Below are 20,618 nucleotides of genomic sequence, written 5' to 3'. Positions count from 1 at the left end.
TGAATGGGAGCTTCGCGAACGAGTCACTCACGTCGCGAGGGTCGCCCGGAGCTGGTGCAGCCGGAGCCCGAGACGCAGTTCCAGGTCGTTGTCGTGGCGCCAGTCGAAGCCCAGCACCGTGCCCGCCCGGTCCAGACGCTTGAGCAGCGTGTTGACGTGCAGGTGCACCGCGCGGGCCGTCGCGGCGACGTTCGCGCGGTGGGCGTAGTAGGCGGTGAGGGTGCCGACGAGGTCGGTGCCCCGCCGCCGGTCGTACTCGAGGAGCGGGCCCAGGGTGCCGGTGAGGAACCGCTCGAGCTCGCCGGTCCGCTCGGGGTCGAAGACCGTGGCGTACAACGCGTATTCGCCGGTCGTGGCGCCGACGTCGGTGTGCCCCAGCGCGCGCAGTACGGCGCCGCAGCGTCCGGCCAGGGAGAACGCCCGGGCCCAGTCGTGGCCGCCCGCCCGTTCGCCGACGACGATGACCGCCGCGCCCAGCGTCCGCCGCAGTCTCTTGTGGACTTCCGTGACGGTCGCCTCGTCGTCGGCGCCGGGGAGGATCATCGTGGCGCGGCCCAGGTGCTCGCCGGCCAGCCCCGCGCGCTCGCGGGCGATGTCGTGCAGGTGCCGCGCCAGGTCGGCCGGCGGCGCCGCGGGGGAGTCCGCGACCAGGACCAGGTCCAGGCGGTCGACGTCGATGTCGCGTGCCCGGGCGCGGGCGCGCTGGGCCGGGCCGATCCCGGGACTGCCGACCATGAGCTCGGTCAGCAGCTCCCCGCTCAGCCGCTCGCCGGCCTCGGCCACGGCCCGTTCCTTGAGGATCAGCAACCCCAGGATGTGCGTGGCGCGCTCGAGGGTCCGCAGGTCCGCGTCGTCGCCGACACCCGGCGGCCGGCTCCACACCAGCGCCCCGAGGTAACTGTCGCCCGCCTGGACCGCCGCCACGCTGCGGGTGGTCCCGTCCGCGCCTGCCGAGACCGCGCAGCGGCCGGAACGCCGTGCCTCTTCGACGGCGCCGGCCAGGCCGGTCTCGACCACCCGGTCGACGAGCGTGACGCTGCCGCCCAGCCGCCCGGCGAGGTGCCGCGCGACGTCGGCCGGGGTCCCGCCGGCCAGCACGACGCCGGTCAGGGCCTCGTGGATCGCCTGCGCCCGCTCGATCCTGCGGTACGCGACCCGCAGCTCCCGCAAGGCAGCGCGGCTCGCTTCGTAGAGCCGCGCGTTGTCGAGCGCGACCGCGGCGTGGTCGGCGAACGCGTTGAGCAGCGCGATCTCCTCGGCCTGGAACGACCGTTCGGAGCGGTCCGCGGCGAACAGGGCGCCCACCGCCTCGCCGCGGACGACCAGCGGCACTCCGAGCAGCGCGCCCAGCTCCTCGGCGACGACCAGGCGGTCGAAGTCCGGGTCGTGCTGGATGAGCGTCGAGGTGGCGTAGTCGCGCACCCAGTGCGGGCTCTTGGAGGCCAGCACCTTGCCGCCGAGCCCCACGGTGGCCGGGATGGTCGCCGCGAGGAACTCGGCGGAGATCGTGCCTTCCGACGCACGGGCCGACAGCCTGCCGTCCGCCCCGACCAGCGAGAGGTAGGTGAAGTCCGTGCCGATCAGGTCGTGGGCGTGGTGGACGATCGACTGCAGCACCTCGTCGAGCTCGCCGAGCGCGGTCAGCGACTTGACGGTCGCGTACAACGACGCCAGCTCACGCTGCCGCCGCGGTTCCGCCGCACTGGTCACGGGAGCCGTCCTCCTCGGCATCGGGTCGGCATCGGGTCGGCGTCGGGTGGGCGGAAGACCCACCGTTCCGGCGGGAGGAGTGGATGGTCCACACCTCAGCCCGCAGCGTAACGGCGCCCTACCATCACCGCCATCACCTGCCTGCGCACCTCGACGAAGGCGGCATCCATGGCCATCCCGCTCACCCAACCCGAAGGCGTCGGATCACCCACGGCGGCCCGGCGCCGGGCCTTCCGCAAGCTGCTCGCGGCGGGCCTCATCGGCAGTTCGATCGAGTGGTACGACTTCTTCCTCTACGGCACCGCGGCCGCGCTGGTGTTCCCCAAGGTGTTCTTCCCGCACGCCTCCGCGCTGACCGGGACGCTCCTGGCCTTCAGCACCTTCTGGGCCGGTTTCGTGGCACGGCCGATCGGCGGCGTGCTCGCCGGGCACCTCGGGGACCGGTACGGGCGCAAGCCGGTGGTCGTCACCTGCCTGGCGCTCATGGGCGCCGCGACCTTCCTGATCGGCTGCCTGCCCGGCGCGGCGGCCGTCGGGGCGCTGGCGCCGATCCTGCTGGTCACCCTGCGCTTCGTCCAGGGGATCGCGGCCGGGGGCCAGTGGGGCGGCATCGTGCTGCTGCTGACGGAGTCCGCCGGTCCCAAGCGGCGCGGGTTCGCCGGGACCTTCGGCCAGACCAGCGTCCCGGTCGCGGTCATCCTCTCGAACCTGATCTTCGTGGCGACCAGCGGCCTGATGCCGGACGCCGCGTTCCTGAGCTGGGGCTGGCGCATCCCGTTCCTGCTCAGCGTCGTGATGTTCGGCGTGGTGCTCTACATCCAGGCCAAGGTCGAGGACACCCCGGAGTTCCGCGAGCTGCAGCGGGCGGTGTCGAGGCCGGTGGCCCGCGCCCCGCTGGCCGAGGTGATCCGCACGCGGTGGGGCACGATCCTGCTCGGCTGCGGGCTGCTGTCGGCGACCAACAGCCTGTTCTACGTCAGCATTTCCGGGCTCCTGAGCTACGGCACCGGCACGCTGAAGCTCCAGCGCGACTCGCTCCTCGCGATGGTACTGGCCGGGTCGGTGGCCATGCTCGCGATCATTCCGTGGTCCGGGCACCTTTCGGACAAGGTCGGCCGCCGCCCGCTGATCCTGATCGGTGGATTGGGCGTCGCCGTCTGGGCCTTCCCGTACTTCGGGCTCGTCGGCACCGCCTCGCTGCCGCTGATCTTCGTCGCGGTGACGGTCGGTTTCGTGTTCCAGTGCCTCACCTACGGCCCGATCGCGAGCTTCCTGGGCGAGCTCTTCGCCCCCGGCGTCCGCTACTCGGGCGCGTCGCTGGCCTACCAGCTGTCCGCGATCGTCGTCAGCGGCGGCACGCCGTTCCTCATGACGGCGCTCATCGCGAACACCGGGAGCACCCTGCCGGTCGCGGCCTACATCGCGGCGATGGGCCTGATCACGTTCGCCAGCGCCTGGTTCCTGCCCGAGACGAACCCCGCCGAGGTCCGTGCCGATCCGCACGCCCTCCCGGGCGCGCACCTCCACCGCGGCCGGTCATGAGGAGAACACGCCGTCTCGCGGTGTCGACGGCCCTGCTGCTGGCGGCGAGCCTGCCCGGACCCGCAGCGGCGGCTTCGGCGGCGCCGGATTGCGCGGGGCTGGCCGGGCTGCGGATTCCCGCGCCGGTCATGAGCCTGCCGACCACCGGCGGCCGTGTCACGGCGGTCTCGGTCGTGTCCGATCCGGTCCACGGCGAGTACTGCCGGGCCGACGCCGACGTCTTTCCCGTCGACCCGGCCGCGCCCGCGATCAAGCTGCGCGTCGCGCTGCCGCGCGCCTGGAACCACAAGGCGATGATGTTCGGCGGCGGCGGGTTCGACGGCACCATCCCGGACCTGACGGCGAACGTGCCGTTCGGTCCCGCCGACCGGCCGGTGCCGCTGGCCCGCGGGTACGCCACGTTCGCGAGCGACTCCGGCCACCGGCAGAACCCGGCGTCCCCGCCGTCACTGGACGGCTCGTTCGGCGTGAACGACGAGGCCTTGCGGAACTTCGCGGCCGGCGACGCGCTCAAGAAGACCCGCGACGCGAGCCTCTTCCTCATCAGGCACGCCTACGCGGCGACGCCGGCCGAGGTCTACTTCGCGGGCGGGTCGACCGGCGGGCGCGAAGCACTCGTCGTCGCCCAGCGGTGGCCGGCCGCGTTCGACGGGGTCATCTCGGCGTATCCGGCGTGGAACAACCTCGCCGAGATCCTGGACCTGGGCTATCTGACGCAGGTTCTTTCGCGCCCCGGCGCTTTTCCCGGGCCTGAGAAGCAGACGTTGCTGTATGACAGCGTCGTCGCCAAGTGCGATGGTCAGGACGGTGTCCGGGACAAGGTCGTCTCGAACCCGGGTGGCTGCCGCTTCGATCCGCGCACGCTCCGCTGCCCGGGCGGGGCCGACACCGGGCCGGACTGTCTGCCGGATCCGCAGATCGGGGCCGTGACGGCCATGTCGACTCCGTTCCGGTGGCCGTACCGGATCGCCAGCGGCGAAACCGGCTACCCGGGGTTCCCCTTCCTTTCGGGAGCGGACATGCGGACCCCGTTCCTCGGCTTCGGCACCACCGCGCCGGCCGACCCGATGCCGGTGACGAGCGGGTACGGGACGCAGTACTGGGACCAGTGGGTCAAGTACTTCCTCACCCGGGATCCGGGCCACAGCCCGCTGGAAGTGGATCCCCGCCGCCCCGGCCGGTGGCTCGGCCGGATCAGCTACCTGTCCACTGTGGAGGATCGCAACGACGCGGACCTGCGCCCGTTCGCCCGCGCCGGCGGGAAGCTGATCCTGCTCCACGGCGCCGCGGACGAGCTGGTCTCGCCGCTGTCGACGAGCGACTACTACGAGCGGGTCCGGGCCGTGGCCGGGCCCACCGGCGCGTTCCTGCGGTACTACGTCGTCCCCGGGGCGAACCACGCGAATTTCGGCACGCCGGCGTTCGCGGCCGGCTGGGACTCGCTCACGGCGCTCGAGCGGTGGGCCGAAGCGGGACAGCCACCCGCGAACCCGGTGGTGACCGACCTGGTCCACCACCGCACCCGGCCGCTGTGCGCCTATCCGGGCTGGCCGCGGTATCGCGCGGGTGACCCGGACAGTGCCGCGAGCTTCGTCTGCACCCGCTGAGCTGCCGGCGGTCGCGGACGGTGGTGATCACCGCGGCCCGACGGGCGGCGTCCTCAGTGGACAGTTGAGACCCGGCATGTCCAGGGTATGGCCGCCGTGAAGAGGCCCTTCCGCCTTCTCAGCTTCTTGCCAGCGGGGCCTGGCAAGCTCGGACCGGAGGAGAACCGAAGGAGGAGCCGTGCCCACGCAGCCAGGTGCCGATGTCCGGCGCCCACCGGTCGCCGCCGCCTGGGGACGGCTGACCGCGTGGACGACCCGGCCGCTCGCGTCGTTCCACCTGGTGCTGGCCCTGGCCGGGATCCTCACCGTCGTCGGGGTCGTGATGGTGTCGAGCGCGTCGTCGGTGGCGTCCTACGACCCGAGCACCCGGGGCCAGGGCGGCTTGTTCGGCAAGCACCTCACCTACGTCGCGCTGGGGGCGGCCGTGTTCTGGCTCGGCCTGCGCGTGCCGCTCGCGACGATCCGCCGGTGGTCCGGCACGGCGATGGTCGTTTCGCTGGTCATGCTCGTGCTCGTGCTGACTCCGCTGGGCTCCGACGGGGGCGGAGCGCAACGCTGGTTCGTCGTCGCCGGGCAGTCCGTTCAGCCCATCGAGTTCGCCAAGCTCTCGCTCGCCCTGTGGGGCGCGCACGTCCTCGTGGCCAAGGAGCGGCTGCTGCACCGGTGGCGGCACCTGCTGGTGCCCGTCGTCCCGGTGACGCTGCTGATGTTCGCGCTCGTGATGGCGCAGCCGAACCTCAGCGGCACGATCACCCTGGGCGTCATCATGCTCGGCCTGCTGTGGTTCGCCGGCATGCCCGCGCGGCTGTTCACGGCGCTGGTCCTCGGCGCGGCCGCCGGGTTCACCGTGCTCGCCGTGAGCGCGGACTACCGGCTGGCGCGCGTCCTCTCGTTCCTGTCGTCGGACCCCGGCTCCGGTTCCGGCTCGTACCAGACGATCCAGGCGTCGTACGCGCTCGCCGACGGGGGCGTGTTCGGCCGGGGGCTCGGGCAGGGCAGCTCGAACTGGGGCTACCTGCCCGGGGTGGCCAACGACTTCATCTTCGCGCTCATCGGCGAGGAACTGGGCTTCGTCGGCGGTATCGCGGTCCTGTCGCTGTACGCGGGCGTCGCCGTCGTCGGGATGCGGATCGCCCGGCGCGCCGTGGATCCCTGGATCCGCATCGTCTCGGGCACGCTGACCCTGCTGGTCGTCGGCCAGGCCGCGATCAACGTCGGTTACGTCGTCGGCCTGCTGCCGGTCACCGGCGTCACGCTGCCGCTGATCTCCTACGGCGGTTCGTCGCTGCTGGTCACCATGCTGGTGTTCGGCATCCTCGCCAACTGCGCGCGCCACGAACCCGAGGCCGTCGCCGCGCTGCGGAGCCAGGGACCCGGCCGGTTCGGGACGGTGCTGCGGCTGCCGGCCCCGTGATTTCACGTGGTTCCGCGCCAGGCGTGCACCAGGTGACCCGCCATCGCGAGGACCACGGCGGCCGCCACGCACGACCACCGGTCCGGCACCACCGCCCGGGCGGCCGCGTATCCGGCGCTGCCCGCGGCGAGCACGACCGCCCGGGCCACCACGGCCCACGACACCTTCCCCACGCCGAAACAACCGCACGGCACGCCCGGCCGGCGCGTCCGCAGCACCGCGGTGTAGCCGGCGAAGACGCAGTAAACCGCCGTTTGGGCGGCAACGGGCAGGGTCGCGCCCGCCGGGTCCGCGAGCAGGAAGGCGAGGACGGCCACGCCGACGACGATCTCCGCGCCGGCCGTCGCCGGCGCCGGCCACCCCGGTGGCAGCAGGCCGTGGACCCGCAGCACCGCCCGGTGCTCCCGTGGCCGCGCGGCGTGCGCCACGCCGGCCACCGCCAGGAGAATCGCCCCGAGTGCCGTCAAAACGGTCATTCCCGCCGCCCAGGGAACGGTCATGGGCCCACTGTATTCGCCGACAAAAATACCGACCCCGATCGGAGCAATTCGGAAACCGTTCCGGAACGATCGTGGCCGCGGCCCGAATCCGTCGGCTAGTCTCGCCGGGCGGAATCCGGGGGAATCGGAGGCCTGATGGCGACACAACGGCTGAGATTGGTCGCGCCGAGCGGTGACCGGGTGACCGTGGGTCTTTCCGCGGCGGCCCCCGTTTCGCACGTGGTGGCCGGAGTCCGTTTCGTCGGTGGTTCCTTCGGCACCGGGTTCCAGATCGGGTCCCGCGGTTACCACGACTTCGCCCGCACGTACGTCGCGCCGGCCGAAACCCGTGAACGCCTGGTCGTGCACGGCCGGGAGGTGATCGTCGCCGAGGCCCGCGACGGGCAGTCGTCGCTGGCCACCCTGATCGGCACGTACCACGAACTGATGACGGTGTACGCCGGACCGGCGCCCCGCCGCGACCGCGTGCTGGCCCTGTTCGGCTCGCTGCGGATCGAAGACCACGCCGGCGGCATGACCGTCGTCCCCCGCGCGGCGACGCTGCTGGATCCGGCGAACGAACACTTCGTGGTCGTGGTGAAGGAGCACGGTTCGCTGTCCATCCCCGCGCCGCGGCACGCCGCGGCCCTGATCCCGAAGCACGCGGGCGCCCGCACGAAGCACGGGGAGGTCTGGAAATCCGCGTACGGCGGGGATTCCGGGCGCTCGTTCGTCCTGGGGTGCCCGGCGGGCGTGGCCGAGGTCCACCTCGCGGACACGGCGGCGAAGACCGAGCGGCAGCGGCTCGACTGGCTCGACGAGATCGACGTCGCCTGGGACCGCCGATGAGCCCGTCGACCGCGTTCAGCGTCCTGACCTGGGCGGCGATCCTCGTGCTGTTCTTCGGCTTGGCGGCCGTCCTGCGCGAGGTCCGGCTCCTGCGCGGGATGGTCACGCGAAGCGCGGACGGGTTCGTGGCCGCGCCTCCGGACCTGGTCCTCGGGCCGCGGTTCGCCGGCCGGATCGTGGCGGCGGTCGATTCCGGCTGCCCGCTGTGCCTGACGGTGGTCGAACGGCTGGCCGCGCTCGGCGCGGAAGCGACCCTGCTGACCCACGAACCGCTCACGGCGTGGGCGGAGCCGGCCCACGGCCTGCCGGTGATCAGCGACGGCGAAGCGTGGCGTTCGGTCTCCCACCTTTCGCCGCCGGTGCTGATGCTGCTCGACGGGACCGGCCGCGTCCGCCGGATGCTGCTCCCGGTCCGGGCCGCCGAAGTGGACACCACACTGGCCGAATGGGCCGTCCCGAAGTCAGGAGGCGATGGCGGTGACGCTGGAGTTGGCGCGCATTCCCGGGCTTGACCGGCCCGGGCCGGACGCCGGGGGCACCCGTGCGGGGCGGAAGCTCAAGGTCCGCGGCACGCGCCGGACGTTCCTGCGAGCGGTGGCGCTCGGCGCGCTGACGCTCGGCGCGACCGCGCTCGACTGGTCCGGCTTGTCCCGCCTCCGGCGGGCGGACGCCGAGTACAGCCCGTACGGCATGCCGGGTTACGACCGCAACGACTGCCACGACGCCTATCCGACCGGCTACGCCGAACTCACCGACACCAGCGGCGCCTACGTCAACACCTACGCCGCCTGCTTCGGCGGTTACTGGCGGGGGAGCACCTACTGCGACGCCGGGTGGCACAAGTACGGCACCTGGAACGAGAGCGGCATCCAGGTCGACCACCAGCCGGTGGCCAACACCTGCGGCGAGATCGTCGGCAAGAACGCCTGGCGGTGGACGACGCCGGACCAGAAGGTCTACCGCTGCTCGGACGGCTTCTCCACGTTCTGGGGTGGCGGGTACACCGGCCAGACGTACCTGACGATCTGCCGCGCCGCCCTGTGACGCGCGCGGTTCCGCGGCGCCGGTGGCACCCGCTGACGCTCGCCGCCGGGCTCGCGCTCGCCGCGGCCGGGGTGACCGGCGCTCTCCTGCTCGCGCGGCCGGGCTGGCTGCTGCCGAGCGCGTGGCTCGTCCTGTGCGCGGCCGCGGGGTTCGCCACCAGCGGCTCCAGTTGAAGCCGCAACTCGGCCTTCGTGCTGAGCTCGCCGGTCTGGCGAGGCACTCCGGTGGTGGCGTTCTGCGCGGGCCTGGTCTGCGGCGGCGCCTTGACGGCGATGGTCCTCCTCGTGGCCGGATCGCTGCTGCGCGCACCCCTTCCGGACTTCGTCCGCTGGGCCGTGGTGGCGGTCGCGCTCGGGGCGGTGCTGCCGCGGGAAGCGGGCGTCTGGTCGTTCCGGCTGCCGGAAAACCGGCGGCTGGTGCCGGACACCGTGTTCCGCCTCGGCCGGCACCTCGGCCCGCTGCAGTTCGGGTTCGAGATGGGCACGGGCGCGCGCACCTACCTGCCCAGCGGCCTGCCGTACGTCGCCGCGGCCGCCGTGGCGCTGACGGCTTCGGTCCCCGCGGCGCTGTGCGCGGGCGCGGGGTTCGGGCTGGGCCGGGCCCTGATGACGACCGCGAACCTGCGCTACGACGGCGAGCACGGCTGGGACGGCGAATGGCGGGCCCACGGCCGGGAACTGAGGTTCCTGACCGGGGCCGCCTTCGTGGTGCCGCTCGTCGCGGTCGCTGTCAGGGTGTTGTCTGGTACGCCCTGATCACCGTCTGGGTGAGCGCGTTGCCTTCCGTGTCGCGGGCGGTGATCCGCAGCGACACGAACCCCTCGCCCGCCGGGTTGCGCACGACCGCGAGCCCGCCGTTGCCGATGCGGACGGTGGGCACCGGCGTCCACGTCGTGCCGTCGTCCGCGGACGTCTCGACGCGCAGCTCCGCCAGCCGGAACTCGCCCGCCCCGGGCTGCCGCTGCGCGGTCAGCGCCAGCACGAACGGCTTCCCGGCCGGGGCGCGGCTCTGGTCGTCGACCGCGCCCTCGGCCCGGACCACCAGCAACGGCAGCGGTTTCGCCGGCGCGGCCAGGCCGGGCTCGTGGAACGTCCACGCCACGTCCACCGCGGTGCCCACCACCGACCACGGCACGCCGCGCGTGGCCACGGACCGGAGCGTGTAGGTGCCCGCGCCGTCCGGGATGGCGAACGCCCCGTAGGCCGGGTCCGCGGTGGTGCCCAGCCGGACGCCGTCGCGCGACAGCGTCGCCGTGCCGGTGAGGCCGCCCGGCGGCGCCGTGTACTGCTCCGGGTCGCTGCCCGACACGAGCGGGATCGCGTACGTCAGCTGGTTCCCGGCGCGCAGCACGCCCCAGCCGTCCCGCGGCGCGCCGAAGGCGGGCCCGACCGGGGCGCGGTTCCAGCCGGACCGGTAGGGGCCGGGCCGGTACGTCCGGTACGAGTAGTTGTTCTCCGCGTCGGTCAGCGGGGTCGGGTACACCCCCACGACGTGCTGCCAGCTCACGCCGGGCCCGGCGGTGTAGTACTCCGTGCGCCGGCTCGGCAGGATCTGCGCCGAGACCAGGTAGGTGCTCGTGTCGGCGCCGGGGAAACCGAACGTGGAGTCGTCGGCGCGCAGGCCGTTCGCCGGTCTGCCCTGCGTGTGGTAGCGGGCCTCGACCACCGCGAGGTCCCGGTCGCGCACCCGGAAGACCGGGTCGGCCGGCACGCGCCCGCGCTCGAGGAACGCCAGCTGGTAGACGTAACCGCCCGGATCCACGTCCGGCGGCCGGGCGGCCATGGTGGCCCGGAAGTACAGCGCGTAGGTGTGGTCGGTGACCTCGCGGTCCGAGCCCACCGCGTACAGCTCGTTGCCCGGCTGGACGGTCCAGGCCAGCGTGCTGGTGCGGCTGCCGCCCGGATTTCCGGACACCAGGCCCAGTTCGCCGCCCCGCAGCCGCGCGTCCGCGTGATCGACCGCCGCGCGCACGGGCCTGCCCGCCCGCGCGTCGAGCGTGACCGCGACATCGCCGGTCACCGGCTGACCGGGCCGGGACAGCAGCGTCACCGCCGCCGGCCGGGACTGGCCCGCCGGGTCACCGGACACGTCGAACGCGTTGAGGTCGTAGCGCCCTTTGGGCACCCGCACCACGGCCGTGCCGTCGGAGCGGAACGGCCGCACCCCGAAAGCCGCCCCGGTCCCGGTGTCGACCAGCGTGGCGACGCCCGCCGTGAACCGCCCGTCCCGGCCGATCAGCCGCACGGACACGTCGTAGCTTTCCGCTTCCAGGAAGGCGCCGAGCGCGGTCTGCACGGTGATCCCGGGCGCCGTCGCGGTCAGCCTGCCGCCGTGCTGCCCGGCGCCGGCCGCGCCCGCGTGGAGCGTGACGCCGATGCCGGCGTCACCGTGGGGCGGGACCACCACGGACGCCGCCGACGGCGTGAACAGCGCCGAGTCCGTGGCAAGCGTCAGGGTGACGGCCGCGTCGCCGTCGTTGCGGTAGGTCACGGTCTTCGTGACGGGCCGGGTGCGCGGCCAGGCGACGAAGCCGTAGCCGAGGCTTCCGCTGGTGGCCGTGACTTGCTGCGTGACCGCGCGTCCCACGTCGACCCGGCCCGCACCCTGCTCGACGACGTCGGCGGTGGCGTGGGCGGTACTCGTGAGCGTGGACTTGAGCCGGTCGGCGAGCCAGTCCGGGTGCCGCTGGAGCACCAGTGCCGCCGAACCGGCGACGTGCGGCGCCGCCATCGACGTGCCGGACAGCCGGGCGTAGTTCTCGTCGACCGGAGCGGTGTCGCCGTCGCGGGTGCCCGCGGCCCTGGCCGACACGATGCCCTCGCCGGGTGCGGCGAGGTCGGGCTTGAGGGCGTAGTCGCCGAGCCGGGGGCCGCGGTTCGAGAACGCACTCGTGGTGTCCTGGGCCGACACGCTGCCGACCGCGAGCGCCGCGTCCGCCGCGGCGGGGGAGACGACCGGCAGCGGTTCGGGCAGGTCGAGCGAGCGGTCGTTGCCCGCCGGGGCGACGAACAGGGTGCCGTACCGCGCGGTGAGCGCGTTCACCGCCTGGGACACCGGGTCCGTGCCGTCGGTGGCGTCGCCGCCGAGGCTCATGTTGACCACGCGCACCTTCGGCGCGATCCACTCCATGCCGGCGATCACCGCGGACTCCGGGCAGCCGTAGGCGACGCAGACCTTGCCGCTGATCAGCCGCGCGTCCGGCGCCACCCCGCGGTAGCGGCCGGCGGAGGCGGCGCCGGTCCCGGCGATGATGCCGGCGACGTGCGTGCCGTGCCCGAGGTCGTCGCCCGCATCCGGCCTGGTCCCGGTGAAGTCCTTCGCCTCGAGGACCTTGCCGGCCAGGTCCGGGTGGTCGGCCTGGACGCCGGTGTCGAGCACGCCGACCGTCACGCCGCTGCCCGTGTAGCCCGCCTGCCAGGCGGCCGGGCCGCCGATCTGCGGCACGCTGACGTCGAGGGACGGCCTGGCCAGGCCGTCGAGCCACACCTTGCCGACGCCGGCTTGCAGCGCGTGGGTGAGCCAGGTCCAGAACTCCGTGCCCCGGCGCTTGTCCTGGCGCAGGGCCGCGCCGCGCACGCTCGGCAGGTCACGGACCGTCGTGGTCGCGGGGGCGGTCTTGACGGCGGTTTCGGCCGAATAGGTGACGATGAGGGGGAGTTGTGGCACGGAGTCGGCGAGGTGCTGCCGCAGCAGTTCGGAAACGTCGAACAGCCGGGAGTCCAGCCTGCCGGACGCCACCAGCGCCAGCGCGTCCGACGGCACCACGGTGATGTCGCCGGGTTTCGTGCCGGTGCTCGTTTCGCGGATGAAGCCGATCCGGTCGCGGCCCGGGCCCGGTTCGATCACCACGGGGCTCGCCCCGCGGGGGTTCGGCAGGACCCGGACCCGGTCGCCGGTGACGAGCGTGACCGTCTGCCCGGGATCGCCGGGCGCCGTGGCCACAGCGGCGGCGGGTGCCGCCGCCGCTGTGGCCACGGGCTGCGCCAGGCTCGCCACCACCACGGCCGCCAGCGCGCGTGCCGTCGTCTTCCGTCTTCGCTGCATGTCCGGACCCTCCCGATTTGTTCGGTGCCCATCCTGATGGCGCCCCCAATGCGAGCATGACGAATGTCCGTCACGCTGCCGCCGATGACGAATCGTCCGGCGGCCCGGAACGGTCGGAAATTCACATATCTCGAATTGTGCCCACCAGCGCCGCCCGGACCCGGCGTTTCACCGCATCACGATACCATTCGAAATGGGGCGAAGAACTGCTAGGAAAGCAGCCGGTTGCGCACCTGCGCGAGCTGGGCGCCGGTCGCGCCGCCCGTCAGCAGGTAAGCGCGCACGCCTCCGTGCCGGTTGTCGAGGTGGTGGAGTGTCCGGAGGATCGTGTCGCCGCTGCAGCCGTCCGTGCGCGCGTAATCCGCGGCGATCGAAGCGGGCGGCACCCCCGCGACGCTCAGCGCGAGCGCCACGAGCACCCCGGTCCGGTCCCGCCCGGCGCTGCAGTGCACCGCGAGCGGGCCGGGTGGGGCGTCGCCCAGCCGGACGAAGACTTCGGCGATCCGGCGCTGGTTGGTGTCGAGCATGGTCCGGTAGGCGTCCGGCATGGTGGTGCCCTGCTCCGCCAGCTCGCCGATCAACGGCTCGTTGCGGTACACGGGATCCCCGGCGAACGGGCTGGGCTCGTCCACGGTCTCCCGCACCCACCGGAGGTCCACGATGCGGCTGATCCCGGCGGCGCGGACGGCGGCTGTACCGGCGGCGGTCAACCGGCTGTGGCTGTCCGACCGGAACAGGGCGCCGAAGCGGATCCGGCGGCCGTCGGACGAGGGCAACCCCCCGACGTCACGGTCGTTGACGCAACCCTCCCAAGTCAGCATCACCCGGCGATCGTAACCGAGGACTCCGGCCGCGGGCCGGTCGTCAGGAACCGCTGTGGAAGGTGATCGTGAAACCCGTGCAGGAGGCGCACTGGTACATCGTCTGGTTGCCCGGCTCGGTGTCCTGCCTGGACCAGGCGTACGCCTTCGGGCAGTGCGCCTTGATCGCGTCGCTGTAGCTCGTGGGCGCGTCGCGGTTCGGGTTGACGCAGTTGACCAGCGCGCCACTCGGGGAGTAACGGCGGTCTTCGGCCGGGCAGTACGACAACAGGTTCTCCGGGCAGCCCGCCGTGCCGCACGACGCCGAACCCGGTGGCACGGTCGCGTTGACCGGCTCGATCGTTATCGGCAGCGAGAACGCGTTGACGTAGCTGACGTCGTACCACGGGGCCAGGCCGTCGGCGGTGTCGAAGTTGAACTCCGCCAGGCTCGCGGGCTGTTCACCGGTCGCGCAGTGGTCGGCGTGGACGCCGCAGTCGCCGACCACGCAGTGGAAGTCCCGGCCGGACGTGCCCGTGCAACCCTGGCGCGCGAAGAACTTCCCCCGCCAGTGCCCGGGTGCCGACGTTTCCGGGACCGTCACGGTCGCCGACTGCCCGTTCGCCAGCGTCGGCAGGTTCGCGAAGTTGACGGACTGGTCGGCGTTCACGGTGCTGCCCAGCCAGAGCGTCTGGCCGGAGCGGTTGACGAACGTGACGGTGTGGTTGCCCGCCGCCGTGGCCGGAGCCGACGGCGAGCTCACGGTCAACGCCGCCGCGAGCGCCGCGGCGACGGCGAAGAACCGCCTGGAAAACATGGGTTCGACCTCCGTTCTGGGATATCAGGCGGCGCGGTAGGCGACGCCGCTCGCGTTCGGGGTGGTGCCCGTGTAGAGACCTGTCGGGGTGGTCGACGTCGACAGCGAGAACCAGGCGTAGCGCTCGACGAACGACAGGCCGTCCAGCATCGCCGTGGACCGGGTGACGAACCCGGCCTGCTCGGCCGCGGACGGGTACCGCGGGGTGGGGCCGGAGAAGTCGGTCAGCGCGTACTCCGTGAGCCAGATCGGCCGGTGATAGCGGTTGTACACCGCCTGCAGGTAGGACTGCAGCTGCCCGGTCGCGGCGGCCGAGAAGTCCCCGCCGTACCAGTGCAGCGGGATGAAGTCGACGCGGTAGCCGCGTGCCGCCGCGCCGCTCATGAACCGGTCGAGCCAGCCGCCCGGCGTGTCCCCGCCGTAGGCCACCGCGGGTGCGCCCAGGCGCAGGCCGGTCGCCTGCAGCTGCGGCCACAGGTCCAGCGCGGTCTCGACGGACATGTTCGCCTGGCCGGCCAGGTCCGGCTCGTTGAACGCGAGCAGCGTGCGGCCGGCCGCCTTCGCCTGCGCCAGCTGGGCCGGCGTGACGGAGCCGCTGCCCCAGATCATCGGGACGAACTCCGTGCCGGCCGGTGCGGTGATGCCCTGGGTGTCCGATGCCCAGGTGTAGAACCACCGGGCGCCGACGTCGGCGAGTGCGGTCGTCACGCCGGAAAAGGCGGCCGCGCTGACGCCCTTCTTGGTGCCGGCCGCGCTTGCCGGGGCGGCCAGGCCGCCGAGGGCGGCCACGACCACGGCCGCGAGGACGAGGATCTTCCGGAACTTGTTCATACCCTTGCTCCCGAGGCGAGTGACGCGCCGGTCTCCGGCGGTGCCGCCGGAGACCGGCGCGGGGTTCACGAGCGCACGAACGACCAGGTCACCGGGATGTTGCCCAGGTTCGTGTCCGCCAGCTGGGCGAACGCCGGCTGGCTGAGGTCGATGTGCGCGCTGTCGCAGCTCGGGCACTTGTCGACCACCGGCACGGTGATGGTCCGGCCGTTGTAGGACACCCGGATGGACACGCCGCGGCACAGCGGGTCGTTGTTCGGGTTGGCCGTCGTCCAGTACGCGGCCGGGGCCGCGACGAGCAGCTGGGTGGCGGCGTTGATCTGCGTGCCGCAGGCGCCGAAGCCCGCGTCGTTGTAGTACGTGGCGCGTCCGTTGACCGGCTGGTCGAAAGGAATGTCGGCCCACGCCGTCGCACTCGTCGTGAAAGGAAGTGCGAGAGCGGCGGCCAGCACACCGAGCGACTTGGTGGTCTTACGCATTCGGTCCCTTTCCCTCGTGTTCTCCGACGTACTCGAGCCGGATGCTACTGCGCCGGGCAATGCCTTTGCTATGACAAAGAACTGTCCGGACAAGATCGGCCGTCAACGTTGACAATGGGATTGGGGGTGTTCAGTGCGGAAATCGCGCGTGATCGTTCTCCCGGATTCCGGAAATCGTCGGATCAGCGGGTGTTCTTGTCCCAGATCACCACCGGGGGAGCGTCCGGGTAGTCGGTGTCGTGGGCGATGACCTTGTCCACCTTCGGGTTGTGCCGCAGGATCGGGAACTCGTCCATGTCGAAGACGTTGTTGGGCCGGCGGGACCCCAGTTCGTCGCCGTGGTGCGCCCACCCGCTGGACTTGCCGGGGGTGTTCGGCAGGGCGATGTGGACGTCGCCTTCGGCATTGTGGGCGAGCGCTTTCGACGCGTCCTTCCAGACCTTCTCGCCGTTGGGGTGGTTGTCGGCGAACTTGGGCATCTCGACACCGTTGTCCTTGAGGATGCCTTCGAGGGTGTTGCCGCCGTGTTTCTTCGCCATGTCGATCGCCGGGTCTTCGATCGAACCGTGGTACTTCGATTCCGTGATGTTCTTGCCGGTCACCGGGTCGTAAAGGTGCGAGTTCGGTTTCGACGGGTCGGCGTTCTTGCCCCACACCGGGGTGGGGGAGAACTCGGAGTCCTTGATGTGACCGCCCGACCAGAACCAGGACTTGTCCTTGCCCGGCGCCATCATCTCGTCCCACTTCTTCGAGAACTTGGCGTACTGCTCGTCGGTCATGTTGTGCGGCCGGATCTTGCCGTCCGGGTCGCGGAACTCGTCCAGGCCGTCCGGCTTCTTGGCGCCCGGCGGGAGCTTTCCGGCATCGCCGCCGCCCGCCGGGTTGTCCGGGGCCTTCTGGCCGCCGCCCGGCTTGCCGCACGGGCTGCTCACCAGGCCGAGCGGGTCGCCCTGCAGGTGTGGCTGCTCGACGTACCCGACCGGGTCGGGCGCCGCGGCCAGGCCGAGCGGGTCCTGGCTCAGGTAGCGGCCGGTCCGCGGGTCGTAGTAGCGGTAGACGTTGTAGTGCAACCCCGTCTCGGCGTCGCGGTACTGGCCGGGGAAGGCCAGCGGCATCGGCGCGGTGCCCGTCGTCGAGGGCAGCAGCTCGCCCCAGAAGGTCGTGCGCGCCTGCCAGCCGATCGTCCCGTCCGGGCCGAGGAGCTCGGTCGGCGTCCCGGCCGGCGACGTCACCACCGTGTGGAACCGCACCTCGGAGCCCCGCTGCTCGACCTGGACCACGGGCCTGCCGTCGTCGGGGTGACGCTCCCAGGTGAGCACGCGCGAGGACCCGTCGTCACCGACCTCGATCTCCTCGACGAGCTCGCCGCCGCTCCAGACGAACCACGTCTCGGCGGTCTGCCGCGGCGAGCCGTCGTCGCCGAGCACCCAGCGCCGCTTGGCGAACCGCCGTCCGAGCGCGTCGTAGCGGTAGGTCCAGAAGGACTCGTCCGGGGCGATGACGGTGATCAGCCGGTCCAGCTCGTCCCAGACGAACCGCCATTCCTCCGGGCCCGCCGGGGTGGTGCGCACCCGGCTGGTCACGCGGCCCTGCCGGTCGTGGCCGTAGCCCGTCCCGGCCGGCGGCGTGAGCCTGCCCGCCGCGTCGTAGGCGAAGCGTTCGACGCCGTCGGGCGCGTGCACCTCGGCGACGCGGCCCGCCTGGTCGAACCCGAACCGGACCGGCCGGGCGTCGTCGATCGCCGCGAGCCTGCCGTCGGGGGTGTAGGTGTAGGCGCGCCGGCCCAGGCCGGCGATCGTCTGCCCGGCGAGCCGGTCCGACGCGTCGAAGGCCTGGCGCAGGACCACTTCGCCGTCGACCGAACGAGCGGTCTCGCGGCCGGCGTCGTCGTACTCGAACGCGATTTCGTGACCCGCGACGCGCAGCGACACCGGGAGCTCGCCGTCGTACCGCCACTCACTGTCCACACCGGACAGAGTGGTGCGGTGGACACCGGCGGCGTCGTAGGTCCAGCGCACGCCGACGCCGTTGACGGTCTCCTCGCGCACCCGCCCGCGTTCGTCGCGCACGATCTGCAGGACCGATTCGTTGTTGACCGCGTACTCGAGCTGACCCAGTGCGTCGTAGGCGTACCCGGTGACGCCGGTCGCCGTGCGGCGTTCGACGACGTTGCCGAGCTGGTCGTAGGCGTACTCGGTGACTTCGCCGAGGCCGTTCGTCATCCGCCGCAGCTGCCCGGCCTCGTCGTAGGCGTAGGTCAGCCGGCGCGCGTCGAAGTCGGTCTCCTCGACGAGCCGGCCGGCCGGGTCGTAGGTGTAGCGCCAGGTCTGCCCGCGTGGGTTGGTCACCGCGACCAGGCGCAGCTCGGCGTCGTAGCCGTACGCCGTGCGCGCGCCGGCGGCGTCGAACTCCTCGACCGGCAGGCCGAACGGGCCGTACGTGCGCCGGGTCGTCCGCCCGGCGGCGTCGCGGTGCTCGACGACCCGGCCTTCGGCGTCGTGGCGCCAGCTCGCCCGCTCGCCGTCCGGGCCGATCCGCCAGGAACGCTGCCCTTCGGCCGTCCAGCCCAGCCGGGCCTCGCCGCCGGACGCGGTGTGCACCAGCCGCGGCCTGCCGAACGGGTCGCGGTCACCCGGCCGCGCCGCCGCCGTGATCACCGGTTCGCCGCCGAGGGCGTCGGCCGGGCCGTCGACGCGCAACCGGGTCGAGACACCCGGGAGAGCGGCGTAGGGGTCGGACGCCGGGCCCACGGCCCGCGCGTCCCCGGCCCGCAGCTCCACCTCGCCCGTTCCGGTGGGCGTCAGCCGCACCACGGAACCGTCCGGCCGCGTCACCGTCGCCAGGACGCCGTTTTCGTAGCCGTAGAAGGTGATCCGCCCGAGCTCGTCGGACTGCGACAGCAGGTCGTCGTAGCGGGTCCACGAGTACCGCCGGGTGTGCCCGAGCGGGTCGGTCCGCTCGACGAGCTGGCCGGCCTCGTTCATCCGGTAGGTCCAGGTGTGGCCCAGCGCGTCGGTGTACCGGGTGGTCCGGGCCTCGGCGTCGTAGGCGAACGTGGCGTTGAGGTAGCGCTCGGCGCCGACGCTGCGGACGCAGCGCCCTTCGGCGTCGTAGACGTAGCGGTACCAGGTGCCGGTGCGGTCCTGCCAGCCGACGATCCGGTCGTCGACGTCGTAGTCGAGGTTCACCGGCCGCCCGGTGAACCCGGCGATCTGGGTCAGCTGGCCGAGCCGGTTGTAGCCGTACCGGACGACCGGTGCGCCGCCGGGCACGCCGAGCGCGGCGATCCGGCCGGGCCCGGTCGTCTCGATGCTGATCTCGGTGCCGTCGTTGCGGCGCAGCAGCCGCGGGGCACCGGTTCCGTCGTGTTCGATCGTGGTGCGGGAGCCGCCCTGCTCGATCACGGTCAGCGGCAGCACCCGGCCGCGCCCCTCGGCGAACACCAGGTCGCGCGCGCCCGTCGAAAGCCGGTAGCCCTCGGCGGTCCGGCGCAGCGGGTGGCGCGGCCCTTCGAGCGGCAGCACCGGCTGGTCGCCGTCGGGCAGCGGGTACACGAGGACCATGCCGTCCTCGGCGAAGAACCGCAGGTGGTCGCGATCGGCCTCGAGCCGCTGGTCCAAAGTGGACGCCCAGGAGCGGCCGAACCACCGGCCCGCCCGGTACGACGACAGGTGCGTGCGGGACAGGACCAGGTCGCCCGCGTCGCCCGGCAGGGTCAGGTCGGTCTGGATCAGCACGACCTCGCCGGTCGCGATGTCCACCGGGTCCCCGCAGTACGTCTTGGCGTCCGAGGGCATCGCGCGGTCGCGCGGGCCGTCGTCCTTGGGGCCGCCCTTGGGCGTGCCGCCGCCGGACCCGCCTTTCGGCGTGCCGCCGGGTGGCGGCGCGTCGGCCTTCGGCGGTGGCGGGGTGTCGGCCGGCGGGTCGCTCTTCGGCGGCGGATCCGTCTTGGGCGGGGGATCGGTCTTCGGCGGCGGGTCGGCCTTCGCGCCCGCCGCGGTGGTGCTGTCATCGCCCTTGGGGGGCGGGTCGCTCTTGGGCGGCGGGTCCGTTTTGGGTGGTGGGTCGGTCTTCGGGGGCGGGCCGTCGAGGCCCTTGGGGTTGCCCTTGATGTCGGCGTGCTTGGGCGGCGGCGCGGCCTTGCCCGGCTTGATGTTCCGCAGCGCCTTCGCCGCGTCACCGAACAGGTCCCCGGCCCGCTTGAGCAGCGGCATCAGCGCCTTCAGCGCCGTGACGAGCCGCTTGACCAGATCGGCGATCTTGGAGGCTGTTTTGGCGACCGCGCCGATGACCTGCGGGACCACCCAGGTCAGGCCGATGCCGAGGGTGAACACGACCTGCAGTGCCCAGCTGATCAGGTGCCCGACCAGCTCCGCGATGATGTCCCGCACCAGCGCCCGGACCGCGGCGACGACTTCGCCGGCGGTTTTGACGCCGCTGGAGGCGCCTTCGCAGCCCTTCTGGGCGGTGGTCAGGAGGGTGACGGTGTCCTGCGCGCGTTGGCGGTAGGCGTCCCCGGCCGGTCCGGTCCAGGACGCGGTGTCCGCTTTGACCATGCCGGTCAGGTCTTCGCCGATGCTGCCCAGCTCGGTGGCGATGTTCTTCCAGGTTTCGGACTGTGCGGCGATTTCGTCGGCGTTGCCGGTCAAGCCGTTGAGGGCTTCCTTGAGCGGCCCGACGTGTTCCATCAGCCAGCCGACGCCGGCGGCGAGGATCGCGCCGAAGGGGTCCATGGCCATCGACAAGGCGTCCAGGGCCGTGCCGACGGCACCCATCGCCACCGACGCCCAGTCACCGCTCTCGATCGCCGACTTCAGGTCGTTCGCCGACTCCAGCAGCGAAATCCCCGAATACGCCTTCGTCGAATCCTTCGTTTCCGCGACCAGGGGGTTCGCCACTGTGCAACCTTCTCTTCACCAAACTTTCCCGCAGGGTGCCTGGCAAACTAGCAGGGCCGGTGCCGCGCGCGGCGGCGCCGTGACCCGGCTGCCCGAAAATCCAC

At 72.6% G+C, this 20,618-nt stretch carries 16 protein-coding genes; 8 read left to right on the top strand and 8 right to left on the bottom strand.

Going from position 1 to position 20,618, the window contains the following annotated elements:
- Positions 1-27: 27 nt before the first annotated feature.
- A complete protein-coding gene (locus AB0G28_RS18700) occupies positions 28-1,710 on the bottom strand; it encodes a GAF domain-containing protein (protein ID WP_361089815.1) in 1,683 nt (560 codons plus the stop codon).
- 168 nt (positions 1,711-1,878) lie between these two features.
- On the opposite strand from AB0G28_RS18700, the gene AB0G28_RS18695 reads away from it, so the two are divergent.
- From AB0G28_RS18695 to AB0G28_RS18685, 3 genes are all read left to right on the top strand, one after another.
- Positions 1,879-3,252 carry an MFS transporter gene (locus AB0G28_RS18695; RefSeq protein ID WP_361089813.1) on the top strand — a complete coding sequence of 458 codons (1,374 nt, stop codon included), beginning with the start codon at positions 1,879-1,881 and terminating at the stop codon, positions 3,250-3,252.
- Entirely contained in the window at positions 3,249-4,859 is a 1,611-nt protein-coding gene (locus AB0G28_RS18690) for a tannase/feruloyl esterase family alpha/beta hydrolase (RefSeq protein ID WP_361089812.1), read from the top strand. Before AB0G28_RS18695 ends, AB0G28_RS18690 begins: the two co-directional genes overlap by 4 nt.
- A 178-nt stretch (positions 4,860-5,037) precedes the next feature.
- Entirely contained in the window at positions 5,038-6,273 is a 1,236-nt protein-coding gene (locus AB0G28_RS18685; RefSeq protein WP_361089810.1) for a putative peptidoglycan glycosyltransferase FtsW, read from the top strand.
- A 2-nt stretch (positions 6,274-6,275) separates the two neighbouring features.
- Here the strand turns inward: AB0G28_RS18685 and AB0G28_RS18680 are convergent, their stop codons facing one another.
- Positions 6,276-6,773, bottom strand: coding sequence for a MauE/DoxX family redox-associated membrane protein (locus tag AB0G28_RS18680; RefSeq protein WP_361089808.1), 498 nt, complete (start codon positions 6,771-6,773; stop codon positions 6,276-6,278).
- A gap of 180 nt (positions 6,774-6,953) precedes the next feature.
- Between AB0G28_RS18680 and AB0G28_RS18675 the strand changes: the two genes are divergently transcribed.
- From AB0G28_RS18675 to AB0G28_RS18655, 5 genes are read left to right on the top strand one after another with little or no spacing between them, the layout of a single operon-like run.
- Positions 6,954-7,601 (top strand): hypothetical protein, encoded by a 648-nt coding sequence (locus AB0G28_RS18675; protein ID WP_361089807.1) that lies wholly within the window; start codon positions 6,954-6,956, stop codon positions 7,599-7,601.
- Positions 7,598-8,113 carry a hypothetical protein gene (locus AB0G28_RS18670; protein ID WP_361089805.1) on the top strand — a complete coding sequence of 172 codons (516 nt, stop codon included), beginning with the start codon at positions 7,598-7,600 and terminating at the stop codon, positions 8,111-8,113. Before AB0G28_RS18675 ends, AB0G28_RS18670 begins: the two co-directional genes overlap by 4 nt.
- On the top strand, positions 8,079-8,645 hold the full coding sequence (locus AB0G28_RS18665) for a hypothetical protein (RefSeq protein ID WP_361089803.1): 567 nt from the start codon (positions 8,079-8,081) through the stop codon (positions 8,643-8,645). The genes AB0G28_RS18670 and AB0G28_RS18665 overlap by 35 nt, the downstream gene beginning before the upstream one ends.
- The gene (locus tag AB0G28_RS18660) at positions 8,642-8,818 is read left to right on the top strand and encodes a hypothetical protein (RefSeq protein ID WP_361089801.1); all 177 of its coding nucleotides are present in this window, start codon (positions 8,642-8,644) and stop codon (positions 8,816-8,818) included. Before AB0G28_RS18665 ends, AB0G28_RS18660 begins: the two co-directional genes overlap by 4 nt.
- A gap of 18 nt (positions 8,819-8,836) precedes the next feature.
- On the top strand, positions 8,837-9,400 hold the full coding sequence (locus tag AB0G28_RS18655) for a hypothetical protein (protein ID WP_361089800.1): 564 nt from the start codon (positions 8,837-8,839) through the stop codon (positions 9,398-9,400).
- On the opposite strand, the gene AB0G28_RS18650 is transcribed toward AB0G28_RS18655, so the two are convergent.
- From AB0G28_RS18650 to AB0G28_RS18625, 6 genes are all read right to left on the bottom strand, one after another.
- A complete protein-coding gene (locus AB0G28_RS18650; RefSeq protein WP_361089798.1) occupies positions 9,375-12,689 on the bottom strand; it encodes a S8 family serine peptidase in 3,315 nt (1,104 codons plus the stop codon). The two genes, AB0G28_RS18655 and AB0G28_RS18650, sit on opposite strands and share 26 nt — an antisense overlap.
- A gap of 209 nt (positions 12,690-12,898) precedes the next feature.
- Entirely contained in the window at positions 12,899-13,510 is a 612-nt protein-coding gene (locus AB0G28_RS18645) for a tyrosine-protein phosphatase (protein ID WP_361089868.1), read from the bottom strand.
- Between the two features lie 43 nt (positions 13,511-13,553).
- Positions 13,554-14,306: a thaumatin family protein gene (locus tag AB0G28_RS18640; protein WP_361089796.1), complete on the bottom strand. Its 753-nt coding sequence runs from the start codon at positions 14,304-14,306 to the stop codon at positions 13,554-13,556.
- A 24-nt stretch (positions 14,307-14,330) separates the two neighbouring features.
- Positions 14,331-15,137: a glycoside hydrolase family protein gene (locus AB0G28_RS18635; protein ID WP_361089794.1), complete on the bottom strand. Its 807-nt coding sequence runs from the start codon at positions 15,135-15,137 to the stop codon at positions 14,331-14,333.
- Between the two features lie 65 nt (positions 15,138-15,202).
- Positions 15,203-15,616: a cysteine/serine endopeptidase inhibitor gene (locus AB0G28_RS18630; protein WP_361089793.1), complete on the bottom strand. Its 414-nt coding sequence runs from the start codon at positions 15,614-15,616 to the stop codon at positions 15,203-15,205.
- Between the two features lie 182 nt (positions 15,617-15,798).
- Positions 15,799-20,514, bottom strand: a complete 4,716-nt coding sequence (locus AB0G28_RS18625) for a DUF6531 domain-containing protein (RefSeq protein WP_361089791.1) — start codon at positions 20,512-20,514, stop codon at positions 15,799-15,801.
- Positions 20,515-20,618: the final 104 nt, after the last annotated feature.

Origin of the sequence: Amycolatopsis sp. NPDC021455, from assembly GCF_040640995.1 — a bacterium.
Classification (GTDB): domain Bacteria; phylum Actinomycetota; class Actinomycetes; order Mycobacteriales; family Pseudonocardiaceae; genus Amycolatopsis.
Note: the sequence above shows the minus strand (reverse complement) of the source record. Positions and strands in the feature narration are given on the sequence as shown.